This is a genomic window from Enterobacter sp. SGAir0187 (assembly GCF_002952735.2).
Lineage (GTDB): Bacteria > Pseudomonadota > Gammaproteobacteria > Enterobacterales > Enterobacteriaceae > Enterobacter > Enterobacter quasiroggenkampii.
Genome location: NZ_CP025034.2, coordinates 3,015,142 through 3,032,254, shown reverse-complemented (window position 1 = coordinate 3,032,254; position 17,113 = coordinate 3,015,142). Strand labels below are relative to the sequence as shown.

The 17,113-nt window shown below is 52.4% G+C and carries 17 protein-coding genes, 1 tRNA gene and 2 rRNA genes; 6 read left to right on the top strand and 14 right to left on the bottom strand.

Annotation, left to right across the window (positions count from 1 at the left end):
- Positions 1-39: 39 nt before the first annotated feature.
- The 3 genes from CWR52_RS14595 to CWR52_RS14585 all read right to left on the bottom strand — a co-directional run bounded on the left by CWR52_RS14595 (position 40) and on the right by CWR52_RS14585 (position 4,828).
- Positions 40-2,943: ribosomal RNA gene (locus tag CWR52_RS14595) — 23S ribosomal RNA — on the bottom strand.
- A gap of 182 nt (positions 2,944-3,125) precedes the next feature.
- Positions 3,126-3,201 (bottom strand) — tRNA-Glu (locus tag CWR52_RS14590).
- Positions 3,202-3,286: 85 nt separating this feature from the next.
- Positions 3,287-4,828, bottom strand: a 16S ribosomal RNA gene (locus CWR52_RS14585).
- The 16S and 23S rRNA genes sit together here with 1 tRNA gene alongside, the layout of an rRNA operon.
- Positions 4,829-5,300: 472 nt before the next feature.
- On the opposite strand from CWR52_RS14585, the gene CWR52_RS14580 reads away from it, so the two are divergent.
- Entirely contained in the window at positions 5,301-5,855 is a 555-nt protein-coding gene (locus CWR52_RS14580) for a gamma carbonic anhydrase family protein (protein ID WP_104949988.1), read from the top strand.
- On the opposite strand, the gene CWR52_RS14575 is transcribed toward CWR52_RS14580, so the two are convergent.
- The 6 genes from CWR52_RS14575 to dprA are packed head-to-tail and all read right to left on the bottom strand — an operon-like array spanning position 5,831 to position 9,614.
- Positions 5,831-6,079, bottom strand: a complete 249-nt coding sequence (locus CWR52_RS14575; RefSeq protein WP_104949987.1) for a DUF1488 domain-containing protein — start codon at positions 6,077-6,079, stop codon at positions 5,831-5,833. The two genes, CWR52_RS14580 and CWR52_RS14575, sit on opposite strands and share 25 nt — an antisense overlap.
- The gene (gene aroE, locus CWR52_RS14570) at positions 6,076-6,894 is read right to left on the bottom strand and encodes a shikimate dehydrogenase (RefSeq protein ID WP_104949986.1); all 819 of its coding nucleotides are present in this window, start codon (positions 6,892-6,894) and stop codon (positions 6,076-6,078) included. Before aroE ends, CWR52_RS14575 begins: the two co-directional genes overlap by 4 nt.
- 4 nt (positions 6,895-6,898) lie before the next feature.
- A complete protein-coding gene (tsaC, locus tag CWR52_RS14565; RefSeq protein ID WP_008503475.1) occupies positions 6,899-7,471 on the bottom strand; it encodes an L-threonylcarbamoyladenylate synthase type 1 TsaC in 573 nt (190 codons plus the stop codon).
- Positions 7,464-8,018: a DNA topoisomerase family protein gene (locus CWR52_RS14560; RefSeq protein ID WP_032667390.1), complete on the bottom strand. Its 555-nt coding sequence runs from the start codon at positions 8,016-8,018 to the stop codon at positions 7,464-7,466. The genes tsaC and CWR52_RS14560 overlap by 8 nt, the downstream gene beginning before the upstream one ends.
- 26 nt (positions 8,019-8,044) lie before the next feature.
- Entirely contained in the window at positions 8,045-8,518 is a 474-nt protein-coding gene (gene smg, locus CWR52_RS14555) for a DUF494 family protein Smg (protein WP_008503477.1), read from the bottom strand.
- Positions 8,490-9,614, bottom strand: a complete 1,125-nt coding sequence (gene dprA / locus CWR52_RS14550; protein ID WP_167467783.1) for a DNA-protecting protein DprA — start codon at positions 9,612-9,614, stop codon at positions 8,490-8,492. The genes smg and dprA overlap by 29 nt, the downstream gene beginning before the upstream one ends.
- 127 nt (positions 9,615-9,741) lie before the next feature.
- Here dprA and def point away from each other — a divergent pair, with 127 nt between their 5' ends.
- The 5 genes from def to mscL all read left to right on the top strand — a co-directional run bounded on the left by def (position 9,742) and on the right by mscL (position 14,519).
- Positions 9,742-10,251 carry a peptide deformylase gene (gene def / locus CWR52_RS14545; protein ID WP_008503479.1) on the top strand — a complete coding sequence of 170 codons (510 nt, stop codon included), beginning with the start codon at positions 9,742-9,744 and terminating at the stop codon, positions 10,249-10,251.
- A gap of 25 nt (positions 10,252-10,276) precedes the next feature.
- Positions 10,277-11,224, top strand: a complete 948-nt coding sequence (fmt, locus tag CWR52_RS14540; protein WP_104949984.1) for a methionyl-tRNA formyltransferase — start codon at positions 10,277-10,279, stop codon at positions 11,222-11,224.
- A gap of 52 nt (positions 11,225-11,276) precedes the next feature.
- A complete protein-coding gene (gene rsmB / locus CWR52_RS14535; RefSeq protein WP_104950925.1) occupies positions 11,277-12,563 on the top strand; it encodes a 16S rRNA (cytosine(967)-C(5))-methyltransferase RsmB in 1,287 nt (428 codons plus the stop codon).
- A 22-nt stretch (positions 12,564-12,585) separates the two neighbouring features.
- Positions 12,586-13,962 (top strand): Trk system potassium transporter TrkA, encoded by a 1,377-nt coding sequence (gene trkA, locus CWR52_RS14530; protein WP_025759209.1) that lies wholly within the window; start codon positions 12,586-12,588, stop codon positions 13,960-13,962.
- Positions 13,963-14,108: 146 nt separating this feature from the next.
- Positions 14,109-14,519 (top strand): large-conductance mechanosensitive channel protein MscL, encoded by a 411-nt coding sequence (gene mscL, locus CWR52_RS14525; RefSeq protein WP_025759210.1) that lies wholly within the window; start codon positions 14,109-14,111, stop codon positions 14,517-14,519.
- Here the strand turns inward: mscL and CWR52_RS14520 are convergent.
- From CWR52_RS14520 to CWR52_RS14500, 5 genes are all read right to left on the bottom strand, one after another.
- On the bottom strand, positions 14,493-14,735 hold the full coding sequence (locus CWR52_RS14520) for an alternative ribosome-rescue factor A (RefSeq protein ID WP_104949983.1): 243 nt from the start codon (positions 14,733-14,735) through the stop codon (positions 14,493-14,495). The two genes, mscL and CWR52_RS14520, sit on opposite strands and share 27 nt — an antisense overlap.
- Before the next feature lie 57 nt (positions 14,736-14,792).
- Positions 14,793-15,218, bottom strand: a complete 426-nt coding sequence (gene zntR, locus CWR52_RS14515; protein ID WP_104949982.1) for a Zn(2+)-responsive transcriptional regulator — start codon at positions 15,216-15,218, stop codon at positions 14,793-14,795.
- A 2-nt stretch (positions 15,219-15,220) separates the two neighbouring features.
- Positions 15,221-15,589, bottom strand: coding sequence for a DUF1992 domain-containing protein (locus tag CWR52_RS14510; protein WP_104949981.1), 369 nt, complete (start codon positions 15,587-15,589; stop codon positions 15,221-15,223).
- A 107-nt stretch (positions 15,590-15,696) separates the two neighbouring features.
- Positions 15,697-16,080 carry a 50S ribosomal protein L17 gene (gene rplQ, locus CWR52_RS14505; RefSeq protein ID WP_001216368.1) on the bottom strand — a complete coding sequence of 128 codons (384 nt, stop codon included), beginning with the start codon at positions 16,078-16,080 and terminating at the stop codon, positions 15,697-15,699.
- Between the two features lie 40 nt (positions 16,081-16,120).
- Positions 16,121-17,110, bottom strand: coding sequence for a DNA-directed RNA polymerase subunit alpha (locus CWR52_RS14500; RefSeq protein WP_002919219.1), 990 nt, complete (start codon positions 17,108-17,110; stop codon positions 16,121-16,123).
- Between the last annotated feature and the right edge of the window lie 3 nt (positions 17,111-17,113).

Below are 17,113 nucleotides of genomic sequence, written 5' to 3'. Positions count from 1 at the left end.
ATCGTCTCTGTCTCGTCGCCAAAACACCTTCGGCGTTGTAAGGTTAAGCCTCACGGTTCATTAGTATCGGTTAGCTCAACGCATCGCTGCGCTTACACACCCGACCTATCAACGTCGTCGTCTTCAACGTTCCTTCAGGAGACTTATAGTCTCAGGGAGAACTCATCTCGGGGCAAGTTTCGTGCTTAGATGCTTTCAGCACTTATCTTTTCCGCATTTAGCTACCGGGCAGTGCCATTGGCATGACAACCCGAACACCAGTGATGCGTCCACTCCGGTCCTCTCGTACTAGGAGCAGCCCCCCTCAATTCTCCAGCGCCCACGGCAGATAGGGACCGAACTGTCTCACGACGTTCTAAACCCAGCTCGCGTACCACTTTAAATGGCGAACAGCCATACCCTTGGGACCTACTTCAGCCCCAGGATGTGATGAGCCGACATCGAGGTGCCAAACACCGCCGTCGATATGAACTCTTGGGCGGTATCAGCCTGTTATCCCCGGAGTACCTTTTATCCGTTGAGCGATGGCCCTTCCATTCAGAACCACCGGATCACTATGACCTGCTTTCGCACCTGCTCGAGCCGTCACTCTCGCAGTCAAGCTAGCTTATGCCATTGCACTAACCTCCTGATGTCCGACCAGGATTAGCTAACCTTCGTGCTCCTCCGTTACTCTTTGGGAGGAGACCGCCCCAGTCAAACTACCCACCAGACACTGTCCGCAACCCGGATCACGGGTCTACGTTAGAACACCAGCCATTAAAGGGTGGTATTTCAAGGACGGCTCCATGCAGACTGGCGTCCACACTTCAAAGCCTCCCACCTATCCTACACATCAAGGACCAGTGTTCAGTGTCAAGCTATAGTAAAGGTTCACGGGGTCTTTCCGTCTTGCCGCGGGTACACTGCATCTTCACAGCGAGTTCAATTTCACTGAGTCTCGGGTGGAGACAGCCTGGCCATCATTACGCCATTCGTGCAGGTCGGAACTTACCCGACAAGGAATTTCGCTACCTTAGGACCGTTATAGTTACGGCCGCCGTTTACCGGGGCTTCGATCAAGAGCTTCGCGTTGCCGCTAACCCCATCAATTAACCTTCCGGCACCGGGCAGGCGTCACACCGTATACGTCCACTTTCGTGTTTGCACAGTGCTGTGTTTTTAATAAACAGTTGCAGCCAGCTGGTATCTTCGACTGATTTCAGCTCCACCCGCAGGGGCTTCACCTACATATCAGCGTGCCTTCTCCCGAAGTTACGGCACCATTTTGCCTAGTTCCTTCACCCGAGTTCTCTCAAGCGCCTTGGTATTCTCTACCTGACCACCTGTGTCGGTTTGGGGTACGATTTGATGTTACCTGATGCTTAGAGGCTTTTCCTGGAAGCAGGGCATTTGTTACTTCAGCACCGTAGTGCCTCGTCATCACACCTCAGCGTTAAAAGGTACCGGATTTACCTGGAACCTCCGCCTACATGCTTAAACCGGGACAACCGTCGCCCGGCTAACATAGCCTTCTCCGTCCCCCCTTCGCAGTAACACCAAGTACAGGAATATTAACCTGTTTCCCATCGACTACGCCTTTCGGCCTCGCCTTAGGGGTCGACTCACCCTGCCCCGATTAACGTTGGACAGGAACCCTTGGTCTTCCGGCGAGCGGGCTTTTCACCCGCTTTATCGTTACTTATGTCAGCATTCGCACTTCTGATACCTCCAGCATGCCTCACAGCACACCTTCAACGGCTTACAGAACGCTCCCCTACCCAACAACACATAGTGTCGCTGCCGCAGCTTCGGTGCATGGTTTAGCCCCGTTACATCTTCCGCGCAGGCCGACTCGACCAGTGAGCTATTACGCTTTCTTTAAATGATGGCTGCTTCTAAGCCAACATCCTGGCTGTCTGTGCCTTCCCACATCGTTTCCCACTTAACCATGACTTTGGGACCTTAGCTGGCGGTCTGGGTTGTTTCCCTCTTCACGACGGACGTTAGCACCCGCCGTGTGTCTCCCGTGATAACATTCTTCGGTATTCGTAGTTTGCATCGGGTTGGTAAGCCGGGATGGCCCCCTAGCCGAAACAGTGCTCTACCCCCGAAGATGAGTTCACGAGGCGCTACCTAAATAGCTTTCGGGGAGAACCAGCTATCTCCCGGTTTGATTGGCCTTTCACCCCCAGCCACAAGTCATCCGCTAATTTTTCAACATTAGTCGGTTCGGTCCTCCAGTTAGTGTTACCCAACCTTCAACCTGCCCATGGCTAGATCACCGGGTTTCGGGTCTATACCCTGCAACTTAACGCCCAGTTAAGACTCGGTTTCCCTTCGGCTCCCCTATACGGTTAACCTTGCTACAGAATATAAGTCGCTGACCCATTATACAAAAGGTACGCAGTCACACCACGAAGGTGCTCCCACTGCTTGTACGTACACGGTTTCAGGTTCTTTTTCACTCCCCTCGCCGGGGTTCTTTTCGCCTTTCCCTCACGGTACTGGTTCACTATCGGTCAGTCAGGAGTATTTAGCCTTGGAGGATGGTCCCCCCATATTCAGACAGGATACCACGTGTCCCGCCCTACTCTTCGAGTTCACAGCAAGTGTGCTTTCGTGTACGGGACTGTCACCCTGTACCGTGCGACTTTCCAGACGCTTCCACTAACACACAAGCTGATTCAGACTCTGGGCTGCTCCCCGTTCGCTCGCCGCTACTGGGGGAATCTCGGTTGATTTCTTTTCCTCGGGGTACTTAGATGTTTCAGTTCCCCCGGTTCGCCTCGTTAACCTATGTATTCAGTTAACGATAGTGTGACGAATCACACTGGGTTTCCCCATTCGGACATCGCCGGGTCAAAGGTTCATATCACCTCGCCGGCGCTTTTCGCAGATTAGCACGTCCTTCATCGCCTCTGACTGCCAGGGCATCCACCGTGTACGCTTAGTCGCTTAACCTCACAACCCGAAGATGTTTCACTTCTGATTGCGAAAATTTGAGAGACTCGAACACACCATTAAGATGTGTCGTTTCAATTTTCAGCTTGATCCAGATTTTTAAAGAGCAAATATCTCAAACGTGACTCGCAAGTCAGTTTTGAGATATGACGGCAGGTGACTTTCACTCACGAACCAGCAAGTGGCGTCCCCTAGGGGATTCGAACCCCTGTTACCGCCGTGAAAGGGCGGTGTCCTGGGCCTCTAGACGAAGGGGACACTGAAGTCTCAATCGCAAGACGCCTTGCTATTTACTTTTCATCAGACAATCTGTGTGAGCACTGCAAAGGCAGGTTCTTTAAGGTAAGGAGGTGATCCAACCGCAGGTTCCCCTACGGTTACCTTGTTACGACTTCACCCCAGTCATGAATCACAAAGTGGTAAGCGCCCTCCCGAAGGTTAAGCTACCTACTTCTTTTGCAACCCACTCCCATGGTGTGACGGGCGGTGTGTACAAGGCCCGGGAACGTATTCACCGTAGCATTCTGATCTACGATTACTAGCGATTCCGACTTCATGGAGTCGAGTTGCAGACTCCAATCCGGACTACGACGCACTTTATGAGGTCCGCTTGCTCTCGCGAGGTCGCTTCTCTTTGTATGCGCCATTGTAGCACGTGTGTAGCCCTACTCGTAAGGGCCATGATGACTTGACGTCATCCCCACCTTCCTCCAGTTTATCACTGGCAGTCTCCTTTGAGTTCCCGGCCTAACCGCTGGCAACAAAGGATAAGGGTTGCGCTCGTTGCGGGACTTAACCCAACATTTCACAACACGAGCTGACGACAGCCATGCAGCACCTGTCTCAGAGTTCCCGAAGGCACCAAAGCATCTCTGCTAAGTTCTCTGGATGTCAAGAGTAGGTAAGGTTCTTCGCGTTGCATCGAATTAAACCACATGCTCCACCGCTTGTGCGGGCCCCCGTCAATTCATTTGAGTTTTAACCTTGCGGCCGTACTCCCCAGGCGGTCGACTTAACGCGTTAGCTCCGGAAGCCACGCCTCAAGGGCACAACCTCCAAGTCGACATCGTTTACGGCGTGGACTACCAGGGTATCTAATCCTGTTTGCTCCCCACGCTTTCGCACCTGAGCGTCAGTCTTTGTCCAGGGGGCCGCCTTCGCCACCGGTATTCCTCCAGATCTCTACGCATTTCACCGCTACACCTGGAATTCTACCCCCCTCTACAAGACTCTAGCCTGCCAGTTTCGAATGCAGTTCCCAGGTTGAGCCCGGGGATTTCACATCCGACTTGACAGACCGCCTGCGTGCGCTTTACGCCCAGTAATTCCGATTAACGCTTGCACCCTCCGTATTACCGCGGCTGCTGGCACGGAGTTAGCCGGTGCTTCTTCTGCGGGTAACGTCAATTGCTGTGGTTATTAACCACAACACCTTCCTCCCCGCTGAAAGTACTTTACAACCCGAAGGCCTTCTTCATACACGCGGCATGGCTGCATCAGGCTTGCGCCCATTGTGCAATATTCCCCACTGCTGCCTCCCGTAGGAGTCTGGACCGTGTCTCAGTTCCAGTGTGGCTGGTCATCCTCTCAGACCAGCTAGGGATCGTCGCCTAGGTGAGCCATTACCCCACCTACTAGCTAATCCCATCTGGGCACATCTGATGGCAAGAGGCCCGAAGGTCCCCCTCTTTGGTCTTGCGACGTTATGCGGTATTAGCTACCGTTTCCAGTAGTTATCCCCCTCCATCAGGCAGTTTCCCAGACATTACTCACCCGTCCGCCGCTCGCCGGCAAAGTAGCAAGCTACTTTCCGCTGCCGCTCGACTTGCATGTGTTAGGCCTGCCGCCAGCGTTCAATCTGAGCCATGATCAAACTCTTCAATTTAAGTTTGATGCTCGTGAATTAAACTTCGTAATGAATTACGCATGTTCACTCAGAGACTTGGTATTCATTTATTGTCCGAAGACATTAAGAATCCATGTCACTTTGAGTGCCCACACAGATTGTCTGATAAATTGTTAAAGAGCAGTGCAACGCGGCTTTCGCTCACCGTTGCGAGGTGGCGTATATTACGCTTTCCTCTTTCAGAGTCAACCCGTTATTTCAGGATTTTTTCTCTTCAACCGAACCGCTTGTTGTGTGAAGTGATTCACATCCGCCGTGTCGATGGAGGCGCATTATAGGGATCCCAATTTTTAGCACAAGTATTTTTTAGATCTTTTTTTCCGACTGCTGATTTTCCGCGCTTTTCGCTGAAATCCCGCCCGATCTGCTTAAATATTGACGTATTTTGCCTTGCCTCGATCCATTAATACGATCAAAGTCTTCTGTATAGCGCTCATTCTTAGAGGTAGATATGCCAGCAGTATTACGCCCTTATAAAGATCTGTTCCCCCAAAAAGGCGATCGCGTGATGATCGATGCCAGCAGCGTGGTCGTTGGTGATGTGCGAATGGCCGATGATGTCAGCATCTGGCCGCTCGTCGCCATCAGGGGAGATGTTAACTATGTGTCGATTGGTGCACGTACCAACATTCAGGACGGTAGCGTTCTGCATGTCACGCACAAATCCTCCTATAACCCCGAAGGTAATCCCCTCATCATTGGAGAGGATGTTACCGTCGGCCATAAAGTGATGCTCCACGGCTGCACGATCGGAAATCGCGTCCTTGTTGGCATGGGGTCGATTTTACTGGATGGCGTCATAGTAGAAGACGACGTAATGATTGGTGCCGGTAGCCTGGTCCCACAGAACAAACGGCTGGAGAGCGGTTATCTCTATCTGGGAAGTCCGGTAAAACAGATCCGCCCCCTTAAGGAGGCAGAGATCGAAGGATTAAAATACTCGGCGAACAACTACGTAAAATGGAAGAATGACTATTTGAATCAGGATAACCAAACCCAGCCCTGATCGTCTTCCTGCTGTTCGCGGATTAAATCGCTGGCTTCCTCTTCCAGATCCCAGCGATTTTCGCAAAATACGGCTAGCGGGTCTGTGCCGCCAAAACGATGCAACAGCGTTTCTCCATAGATGGCACAAGTAAGTTGCATGCCCTGCACCAGCACCGGAAAACAGACCGCTTGTTTATGCTCATCCCAGCTCTCTCTGTCCGGGAAATGAATAGCCTGATTCACGCCGAAAGCTCCTGCTTTAGCTTTTCAATGACCGGTTCGATCGCAGGCAACACTCCGTGCCAGAGCAGCACCGCATGCGCAGCCTGACCCACCAGCATTCCCATTCCATCGGCTAACTGTTTCGCGCCGTGTTGTTCACACCAGTTCAGGAAAGGCGTTTTCCCTTTCTGATAAAACATGTCATAGAAGTACATATGCGCGCTGACCAGAGAAGTGGGGATTGCCGGGATCTCACCGTTGATGCCGCTGGACGTGGCATTAATGACAAGATCGAACTCACGATCGGCAAGATCGTCAGGCGCTACCGCGCTCACGCTGCCGGTATGGGCAAACAACGCCGCCAGCGCTTCTGCACGGGAAAAGGTTCTGTTGGTGATGGTCACCGCACAGTCCAGTGAAAGCAGAGGCAACAGTACTCCCCGCGATGCGCCGCCCGCACCAATCAGCAGGACCCGGAATCCGGGCTTGATAAAGGAGAGTCTTTCCAGATCGCTGAGTAAACCAATCCCGTCGGTGTTGTCCCCCAGAAGGCGTCCATCCTCAAGCCGTTTTAGGGTATTGACTGCACCCGCAAGTGAAGCGCGTTCGGTCAGCTCATCCGCACGTTCGAAGGCTTCTTCTTTAAACGGGACCGTCACATTCGCGCCTTTGCCCCCCGCGGCTAAAAAGGCCTCAAGCGTAGGGATAAAGGCATCCACTGGCGCCAGTACGCGCCCATAGGGATGATCTATCTGCAACTGCTCCGCGAATTGCTGATGAATCCACGGTGACTTGCTGTGTGCAATCGGATTACCAAAAACAGCATAGGTTTCCATGAGATTACCCCTGGCGAAAACGTTCGCCGGTCAAAGCGTCGCGAATCTCAGACGGATTCAGGCGCCCTCCTGTTTCACCGACAGCAACAGGGAAGTCATTCCCGAACTGCGCCAGCACTTCTTCAGTTGTCCGACAAGGCGGCTGCCCGGTCAGGTTGGCGCTGGTTGAGACCAGTGGTTTACCAAATGCCAGGCACAGCTCCACCACCAGCGGATGGTCAGTGACCCGAACGGCAAGGGAATCAAAGCGTCCGGTTAACCAGCGCGGCGTTGTAGGCTGAGCCGGGAAGACGAAGGTTACTGGTCCAGGCCATGCGGAGAAGATTGTCTCGCGCTGTGCCGGTGTCAGCATAGAGTCATCAATATAGGGTTTAAGCTGCTCGTAATTCGCAGCGATCAAAATCAGCCCTTTCTCGACGGGTCTTTGTTTCAGAGTAAGCAGACGGCTCACAGCCGTTTCGCTGTCAGGATCGCAACCGACCCCAAAAACAGCTTCAGTTGGATAGGCGATGACTTCTTCATTTTTCAGTACGTCCACTGCATGCGCAATGGAGCCTGATGGCAGGTTATTATTCACTATTTTGATCCGCCGTAACCGGCTTTCCACATTGTTTACTGGCGCAGAAGCGTTTCATGCCTTGCGCGGTTTTCTTCTCTATCAGTAGCGGATAATTGCAATGAGGGCAGATTCCCGCTACCGGCTTAAAATTGATAACGAACTGGCAGTCAGGGTAGCGATCGCACGAATGGAAAGTCTTACCATAACGGGAGCGGCGCTGTACCAGTTGGCCTCGCTGACACTGAGGGCACGCGATTGCCGTTTCATCAGGCTTATCAATTTGTTCCGTATGCTCACATTCCGGGTAGCGGCTACATCCAATAAACATGCCGAAACGCCCCTGACGTAGCGCGAGTTCGCCACCGCAGAGAGGACACAGCTGACCCTCCAGAATTTTAACGATATGTCCATCCGCCTGGCTTTTCAGAGGACGAACATAATCGCATTCCGGATAGTGAGAACAACCGAGAAACGGGCCGTGTTTCCCGGACCGAATAACAAGTTCAGCCCCGCACTGCGGGCAGGGCTCGTTTTTGTGCACCGTGAACAGTGCTGATTTGGCCATAACAACTCTTGGTGCTGCACATTGAATTAGTGCAGCATACCTTCATTCACTTCAAAGAGTAATTCTTCCATTTGCTGATAGGCATTTTCACAGCCCGGGATATTAAACAGAACCATCAGGATCACCCACTTGAGATCTTCCAGTTCAAATTCTGCCGTATCCAGCGCCATAACGCGCTCTATCACCATTTCTCTCGTTTCGAGGTTTAGCACCTGAATCTGCTCAAGGAATAAAATGAATCCCCGGCAACTGGCGTCCAGCCGTTCACACTCTTCAGCGGTATAAATGCGTACAGACAATGGGTCAGAAGCAAGCTGCATCGGTTCGGCAAGGCCTTCCTGATAATCAGCCAGTTTTTCCAGCCACATCAACGCATTGTAGATATCTTCCCGCTCAAATCCCGCATCGGTAAGATCCTGTGTCAACTTGTCCTGATCCACTCGCATTTCTGCTTCGTTATGGATGTAAGTCTCAAACAAATACATCAGTACGTCGAACATGGCATGCCCTCCTTAATCGGACATAGCCGCCGGGTACAGCTGCGATCCACCCTGCTAACTCCAGTTCGAGTAGCTGTGCTACCGTTACTGGCACAGGTTGGCCGGCACGTTCAGCGACAACGTCAACAGGTGTTACCTCATCTCCTACGTTAGCCAGGAGCTTGGGAAATGGCAATGCCACCTTTCCCTGATCTGATGAATATTGTCGCTTTTCGGGATCTTCCTGCAGCCATTGCAGCCCATATTGCAAATTTTCAAGAATGTCTCCGACCTCCGTTACCGGTGTTGCCCCCTGCTTAATCAGCCAGTGCGGTCCCTCGCATCCGGGATTACCTATCGGCCCTGGCAAGGCGAAGACTTCTCGCCCCTGTTCGAGCGCGCACCGTGCCGTGACCAGCGAACCGCTTCGCCGCGCGGCTTCAACCACCAGCACGCCTTTGCTAAGGCCGCTGATGATGCGATTACGACGCGGAAAATTTGCCGGTCGGGGCTGCGCGGAAAGCGGAAACTCAGACACTATCGCGCCGTCAGACTCAATAAGCCGTATCGCCAATGCCTGATGCCGGCGTGGGTAAATGCTAAAAAGACCGTTCCCCAGCACCGCAACACTTCGTCCTTTTACTGACAGCGCCGCGCTGTGGGCAACGCCATCAATACCACAGGCCAGCCCGCTGGTGATCGTGAAACCACTTTGTGAAAGTTGTTCGCACAGGATTTTTCCCCATCGCTCGCCGTACCATGACGGCGCACGACTGCCTACCACCGCTAGCTGAACGGTATTAAGCGTCTCAGGGTTACCTTTTATGAATAACGCCCCGGGATAGTCAGGGATCGTGCGGAGTAGAGGGGGATAAAGGTGATGGTTGGCCGTTAATAAATGATGTCCCGGCTGCTCAAGCCATATCAGGCTACGTTCCAGCTCACTCTCATCGAACGCAACGAACCGTTCAGCCTGCTTTGCTGTCAGTCCAGCATTTCTTAAGACAAGCGTATCGATGCCTTCCTGCCTCTGCAGTCGTGTTGCCGCTTCCACCATGACATCACCACACAGAGAACCTGTGTGCATGAGCCGTAGCCAAATCTCGGTAGATGTCATCCTTTCCCCTGCCATAAGCGGTCTCCGCAATCATTGCGATTGGTCACTGATGCTGTCAATCGATGGGGGATTTGTCTAGAATAGAGGGAGTATTCTTATCAACTCCTGAACACGACTCTGGAAATTTATGGCAGTTTTGCAAGTGTTACATATTCCGGACGAGCGCCTTCGCATCGTCGCTGAACCGGTCAAAGAAGTGAATGCAGAAATCCAGCGTATCGTTGATGATATGTTCGATACCATGTACGCCGAAGAAGGCATTGGCCTGGCGGCGACGCAGGTGGACATTCACAAGCGTATTATCGTGATTGATGTTTCGGAAAATCGCGATGGCCGCCTGGTGCTGATCAACCCTGAGCTGCTCGAAAAGAGTGGCGAAACCGGTATTGAGGAAGGCTGTCTGTCTATTCCTGAACAGCGTGCGTTAGTGCCGCGTGCCGAAAAAGTGAAAATTCGCGCCCTGGATCGTGACGGTAATCCGTTCGAACTGGAGGCAGACGACCTGCTGGCAATTTGTATTCAGCATGAGATGGATCACCTGGTCGGTAAACTGTTTATCGATTATCTCTCGCCGCTGAAACAGCAGCGTATTCGTCAGAAAGTAGAGAAACTGGATCGTTTGCGTTCTCGCGCATAACGTCCCCCCGGATACAAGGATCATCGTGTCTAAAACACTACGTATTATCTTCGCGGGAACCCCTGATTTTGCAGCGCGTCATCTTGACGCGCTGTTATCGTCTGGTCACCAGGTTGTTGGCGTCTTTACCCAGCCGGACCGTCCTGCTGGTCGCGGCAAAAAACTGATGCCGAGCCCGGTCAAGGTGCTGGCAGAAGAGCATGGGCTTCCCGTTTTTCAGCCCGCATCGCTGCGCCCGCAGGAAAATCAGCAGCTGGTTGCTGACCTGAATGCCGACGTAATGGTGGTGGTGGCTTACGGTTTAATTCTGCCAAAAGCCGTGCTTGATATGCCGCGCCTGGGTTGCATCAACGTGCATGGGTCTCTGCTCCCACGCTGGCGTGGTGCAGCTCCTATCCAGCGCGCGCTGTGGGCGGGTGATGCCGAAACGGGCGTGACCATCATGAAGATGGACGTAGGTTTAGACACCGGCGACATGCTGTATAAACTGGCCTGCCCCATTACGCCAGACGATACCAGCGCCACGCTGTATGACAAACTGGCAGACCTTGGCCCACAAGGTCTTATCGAAACGCTTCAGCAGCTTGCTGACAATACGGCAATACCGGAAGTTCAGGATGACGCACTGGTAACCTACGCCGAAAAGCTGAGCAAAGAAGAAGCGCGGATCGACTGGTCCCTGTCAGCCGCTCAACTTGAACGCTGCATTCGCGCTTTTAATCCGTGGCCAATGAGCTGGCTGGAAATTGATGAGCAGCCAGTGAAAGTCTGGAAAGCCTCCGTCATTAGCGGTGCGACGACGGCGGAACCCGGTACGATTATCGATGCCAGCAAGAACGGCATCCAGGTGGCGACTGCGCAAGGAATTTTGAATCTTGAATCGCTCCAACCGGCCGGTAAGAAAGCCATGAGCGCTCAGGATCTGTTAAATTCCCGTCGTGAATGGTTTATCCCGGGCAATCGCCTTGCCTGAGCAAATTTATTCTTAAGGCCCGGTGTTTCCGGGCATTTTTATTTTTACGGTTATGAAAAAACAAAATCTACGCAGTATGGCGGCTCAGGCCGTCGAGCAGGTTATCGAGCAGGGCCAGTCATTGAGCAACGTCCTGCCTCCCCTGCAGCAAAAAGTTTCTGATAAAGATAAAGCCCTGCTTCAGGAGCTCTGCTTTGGCGTCCTGCGCACACTCTCTCAGCTTGAGTGGCTGATTAATAAGCTCATGTCCCGCCCAATGACGGGCAAGCAGCGCACCGTACATTATTTGATTATGGTGGGTTTTTATCAGCTTCTTCATACCCGCATCCCACCTCACGCCGCGCTGGCAGAGACGGTGGAAGGTGCCGTTGCGATTAAACGTCCTCAGCTAAAAGGGCTGATCAACGGCGTATTGCGTCAGTTCCAGCGACAGCAGGATGAGCTTCTGGCTGAATTTGCTCAAAACGAAGCGAGCTTCCTGCATCCGGACTGGCTGTTGAAGCGCCTGAAAAAAGCTTATCCGCAGCAGTGGCAGGACATTGCCGATGCCAACAACCAGCGTCCACCAATGTGGTTACGTGTGAATCGTAATCACCACACCCGTGACGCATGGCTGGCATTACTCGAAGAAGCTGGAATGAGCGGTTTCCCCCATGACGCATACCCTGATGCCGTGCGCTTAGCATCGCCTGCACCGGTACATGCATTACCCGGCTTTGAAGAGGGTTGGGTAACGGTACAGGATGCTTCTGCTCAGGGTTGCATGACCTGGCTTGAACCCCAAAACGGTGAGCAGATCCTCGATCTCTGCGCCGCGCCAGGGGGCAAAACGACGCATATTCTTGAAGTGGCTCCGCAGGCCAGCGTGATGGCAGTGGACGTTGATGAGCAGCGTCTTTCACGCGTCTATGACAACCTCAAGCGCCTGGGCATGAAGGCGCAGGTTAAGCAAGGCGATGGACGCAAACCCGCAGAATGGTGTGGTGAAACACAATTCGATCGCATTTTGCTGGATGCCCCCTGCTCTGCAACCGGCGTGATTCGTCGTCATCCAGATATCAAGTGGCTGCGTCGCGATCGTGACATTAACGAACTTGCCCAGCTGCAATCCGACATCCTCGACGCCATCTGGCCGCATCTCAAGCCCGGCGGCACGCTGGTGTATGCAACCTGCTCGGTACTTCCTGAAGAAAACAGTCAGCAAATCGCGGCTTTCCTTAAACGTACCCCGGACGCGGCGCTGCGCGATACGGGAACACCTGAACGCCCGGGTCAGCAGAATCTGCCGGGTGCAGAAGAGGGTGATGGCTTCTTTTACGCTAAGCTAATCAAAGAGTGATGTTGAGAACAGGTCACGAGATATGAAGATTATCATTCTGGGCGCAGGACAGGTTGGCGGAACGCTGGCGGAAAACCTGGTTGGCGAAAACAACGACATCACCATTGTGGATACCAACGGCGATCGCCTGCGTGTTTTGCAGGACAAATTTGACCTGCGCGTTGTGCAGGGCCATGGTTCGCACCCGCGCGTTCTTCGTGAGGCGGGCGCTGACGATGCCGACATGCTGGTTGCGGTAACCAGTTCTGACGAAACCAATATGGTGGCCTGTCAGGTGGCCTACTCGCTTTTCAACACGCCAAACCGAATCGCGCGCATCCGCTCTCCGGACTATGTCCGCGATGCTGAGAAACTGTTTAACTCAGAAGCGGTCCCTATTGATCATCTCATTGCCCCAGAACAGCTGGTTATCGATAATATCTACCGTCTGATCGAATATCCGGGCGCCCTGCAGGTGGTGAATTTTGCCGAAGGTAAAGTGAGCCTGGCCGTCGTTAAGGCCTATTACGGCGGGCCATTGATCGGCAATGCGCTTTCCACCATGCGCGAGCACATGCCGCATATTGATACGCGCGTCGCAGCCATTTTCCGTCACGACAGGCCAATCCGCCCGCAGGGCTCCACGATTGTCGAAGCCGGAGATGAAGTCTTCTTTATTGCAGCTTCACAGCATATTCGTGCGGTAATGAGTGAACTTCAGCGTCTCGAAAAACCCTATAAACGCATTATGCTGGTCGGTGGCGGCAATATCGGTGCAGGTCTGGCACACCGGCTGGAAAAAGATTACAGCGTGAAGTTGATCGAGCGCGATCAGCAGCGTGCTGCTGAACTGGCGGAAAAACTGCAAAATACGATCGTATTTTATGGCGATGCGTCCGATCAGGAATTACTGGCTGAAGAGCATATTGATCAAGTTGATCTCTTTATTGCCGTCACCAACGACGATGAAGCGAATATAATGTCCGCCATGCTCGCCAAACGCATGGGGGCCAAAAAGGTAATGGTGCTTATCCAGCGTCGGGCATACGTTGATCTGGTTCAGGGCAGCGTCATTGATATTGCCATTTCACCTCAGCAGGCGACCATTTCCGCGCTCCTGAGCCATGTGCGTAAAGCGGATATTGTCGGGGTGTCATCGCTCCGCCGCGGTGTCGCGGAAGCCATTGAAGCCGTGGCGCACGGAGATGAAACCACGTCACGCGTCGTGGGCCGTTCGATAGACGAAATTAAGCTGCCACCGGGAACGATTATCGGTGCCGTCGTGCGCGGAAATGATGTCATGATTGCCAATGATAATTTACGTATTGAGCAAGGCGATCACGTTATTATGTTCCTTACCGATAAAAAGTTTATTACCGACGTCGAACGTTTATTCCAGCCAAGCCCATTCTTCCTTTAATGTGTCGGGTGCCTGAAAAAGTGCACCCGCCCTTTATCCTTTTCATTTTTGTGCCTTTTATTTTTCATAACGTTTAATTATCCCGAATGGCAATTAGCTAATCATTTGTTAAACTTATAGTCGTCAGCTGGCACAAGGAGAACAAAATGAGTTTTATTAAAGAATTTCGCGAATTTGCGATGCGCGGAAACGTGGTGGATTTAGCAGTGGGTGTCATTATTGGTGCGGCATTCGGCAAGATTGTTTCATCATTAGTGGCCGACATTATCATGCCACCTTTAGGGTTGCTGATCGGGGGCATTGATTTCAAACAATTCGCTTTCACGCTGCGTGAAGCACAAGGTGATGTTCCGGCAGTCGTTATGCACTACGGCGTATTTATTCAGAACGTATTTGATTTCGTGATTGTGGCATTTGCCATTTTTATGGCTATCAAGCTGATCAACAAGCTGAACCGTAAAAAAGAAGAGCCGGCAGCGGCGCCTGCACCTACAAAAGAAGAAGTGCTGCTGAGTGAGATTCGCGATCTGTTAAAAGAGCAGAACAACCGCGTTTAATCGAAAGCGTAAAGCAGGAAGGCCAGTGGTAAATAAGCGATTCGCTTGTTTGCCACTGGCCTCCCAGTTACCCCGTTTTGCATGCTTGTCTTTACGCAGATAACTCCCTTTCCCTTTTTTATTCTTCTCAACACGCTGTCTGAATAGCGGGTCGTGAAGTAGTGCCTCAATGGCATTGTCTTTTATCTGTCCTTTCGTGTGCTGATAGCGGCTCATAAATTCTCCTGAGCATGGTTTATGACGACGGGAGTCTAGATCCGGATGGACTAAAAATCAACAGTCCTCGGTTTCTCCACTGGCACCCTGTTCAAGGGCTTCCAGTATGGAACAATAAATACTGCTGTGGGCCGTACCGCAGCAGGCATCATTCAGCCTTTGCAGAGAACGCTGCATGGTCTGCAGTTCCTGAATGCGTGCTTCCACTTCATCCAGCCGTGCCTGCACAATGCTTTTAGACTCCTGGCAGGTGTGTTGTGCCGGATCGATGCGGATCGATAACAGCTCGCGGATCGAGTCTAACGTGAAACCGAGCTGGCGCGCATAACGAATAAACCGCAGGCGCTGCAGGTCGTTATCGGTATAAAGTCGAAAGCCGCCTTCAGTACGAACTTCATGGTCGATCATCTGCTGCTTTTCGTAATATCGGATGGTATCCGGCGTGACATTAGCGAGCTTCGCAAGTTCACCGATACGGTACATAACTACTCCTCGTTTATTTTTCGCAACACGCTTTCACCGTATTCGCCGTGCAGAAAGTCAGTGTTCATTCCTGCCTGGCGGAGCTTAAGTTCAAGCAGGGCCAGGCGGCGGCTCAGTTCAGAATGTCGCGGATCGTCCTGACGGATCCCTTTCAGCAGATCGGCCAGTTCGACAGCCTCTCTGCGCTGTTCGAGTTCCGGAGGGAGGCAACCTGCATTTTTGAGTAAACGGTATCCCGCCCGTAATTCAGGCGCAATATGAGAGTCATCGTCAAGCACTAGGGGCTCGCCGCGTCCCGGAAGATCGTCGAATTCACCTTTTTTTTGGGCATCGCGAATATGGCGTTCTGCCCACTGGTCAAGCAACCACATTACCCGCTCCAGGGGATGAACAGAATTGATACAGACATTGTAGAGAAGTGGGGATATTGCGGATATAAAAAAACCCGCCGAAGCGGGTTTTTTTACGTTACTGCAGATTACTCTGCAGCAGCTTCTGCTTTCTCTGAACGATCAACCAGCTCGATGTAAGCCATCGGCGCGTTGTCGCCTGCACGGAAACCACACTTCAGAATGCGAGTGTAACCACCGGCACGGCTCGCGAAACGCGGGCCCAGTTCGTTAAACAGTTTTGCCACGATCTCGTTATCACGAGTACGGGCGAATGCCAGACGACGATTAGCAACGCTGTCAGTCTTGGCAAGAGTAATCAGCGGCTCAACTACGCGACGCAGCTCTTTCGCTTTAGGCAGGGTCGTCTTGATGATCTCATGACGAACCAGTGAACCTGCCATGTTGCGGAACATAGCCTGGCGATGGCTGCTGTTGCGGTTCAGTTGACGACCACTCTTACGATGGCGCATGACCTTATCCTTCTCAGTAAAACCTTAACCTGTGATCCGGTTACTCGTCAGCAATGCTTGCCGGTGGCCAGTTTTCCAGGCGCATGCCCAGAGACAGACCACGTGAAGCCAGCACGTCTTTAATCTCGGTAAGAGATTTTTTACCCAGGTTCGGCGTTTTCAGCAACTCAACCTCGGTACGCTGTACCAGATCACCGATATAGTGGATAGCTTCTGCCTTGAGGCAGTTAGCAGAGCGGACAGTCAATTCGAGATCGTCAACAGGGCGCAGCAGGATCGGATCGAATTCTGGTTTCTCTTCTTTCACTTCTGGCTGACGTACATCACGTAAGTCAACGAAAGCTTCCAGTTGTTCTGCCAGGATGGTTGCCGCACGACGAATCGCCTCTTCAGGATCGATTGTGCCGTTGGTTTCCATTTCGATGACCAGCTTGTCCAGGTCGGTACGCTGTTCTACACGCGCTGCTTCAACATTGTAGGCAATACGCTCTACAGGGCTGTAGCATGCGTCGACCAGCAGACGGCCGATTGGGCGCTCATCTTCTTCCGAATGAATTCGGGCAGAAGCCGGCACATAACCACGACCGCGCTGAACTTTGATACGCATGCTAATAGCTGCGTTCTCATCGGTCAGGTGGCAGATCACGTGCTGCGGCTTGACGATTTCAACATCACCGTCGTGGGTGATGTCGGCTGCAGTCACAGGGCCAATGCCAGATTTATTCAGAGTAAGAATAACTTCATCTTTACCCTGAACTCTCACCGCCAGCCCTTTCAGGTTGAGCAGGATTTCAAGGATATCTTCCTGAACGCCTTCTTTGGTGCTGTACTCATGAAGTACACCATCAATCTCAACCTCGGTCACCGCGCAACCCGGCATCGATGAGAGCAGAATACGGCGCAGTGCGTTACCCAGAGTATGGCCAAAGCCACGCTCTAAAGGCTCAAGGGTCACCTTGGCGTGCGTCGAACTCACTTGCTCGATATCTACCAGGCGCGGTTTTAGAAACTCTGTCACAGAACCCTGCATTGT